Origin of the sequence: Shouchella lonarensis, from assembly GCF_900096965.1 — a bacterium.
Lineage (GTDB): Bacteria > Bacillota > Bacilli > Bacillales > Bacillaceae_D > Shouchella > Shouchella lonarensis.
The window spans coordinates 1-1,031 of record NZ_FMYM01000024.1 but is presented as its reverse complement, the minus strand read 5'-3'; the positions used below and the strand labels follow the sequence as shown (position 1 = coordinate 1,031).

Below are 1,031 nucleotides of genomic sequence, written 5' to 3'. Positions count from 1 at the left end.
CCCGTTGGTCCTGTGACACCCGTGGCACCCATAACAATACCGGTTGGTCCCGTTGGCCCGGTGATACCTGTTACACCGGTCACGCCGGTAGCACCAGTCATGCCGGTAGCACCTGTAGCGCCTGTGGCACCGGTCACGCCGGTTGGTCCCGTCGGTCCTGTTGGGCCTGTGGGTCCCGTCGGTCCTGTTGGTCCGGTTGATCCCGTTGGTCCGGTGATACCTGTTGCGCCAGTGACTCCTGTTGTGCCGGTAGCACCCGTTGCGCCCGTTGGTCCCGTTGCGCCCGTTGCACCGGTGACGCCGGTCACACCCGTGACACCTGTCGTTCCGGTTGGACCTATTGCCCCTTGAAGACCTGCCAAGCCGATAGGTCCTGTAGGTCCCGGTGGTCCCGTCGGACCAGTTGGCCCCGTCGCTCCTTGTGGACTAATTTGTTCCCAAGCACTCCACGTCGACGTATCACCATCAAAATTACGAATATATAGTGTTGGATTAGAAAAGAGTAATTGTTGGACCCATGGATTGACCGTTGCTGGTGTAATGACAGATACATAGAGTGTCCATACTTGTGGCGTACCTAGTGGCGCTGAAACGGGTGGGCCATCGGTCCCATTTGAACTATATACACCTGGATCTGTAAAACTATCTAAATCAGAACTAGATGAAACGGGCATCGTCAATGGAAAGGCATCCACATCTTCTGCATCAAGAACGACAATGCCAACTTGCCCGTTGACACTAAACACTTCTCCCTCTGGACCAATTGGTCCAGTTGCACCCGTTGGACCTAGTACACTGGGAATACGTGCAGCATCTTTCATTTTAGACTCTAAAATGATTTCTTTCTTGAATATCGTGTCCATCATGTCTTCTACAGCACCATTAATCTCTAAAATTTCTTCAATAGACAGTGGCGGACCCGTTAATCCATTTAAAGTGCCTAAAGCATACTGAATTTTTTCTCCTTCAGCATTAATAATATGCGCCAGACCCATTTCTTCCATCGCAATGGAGGCTAACAATAAATTGAT

General features: G+C 51.2%; 1 protein-coding gene. It reads right to left on the bottom strand.

Annotated features, from left to right (window positions below):
- Positions 1-1,031, bottom strand: a 1,031-nt coding sequence (locus BLT29_RS13785; protein ID WP_281241435.1) for a pyocin knob domain-containing protein, incomplete at both ends; no start/stop codon positions are given.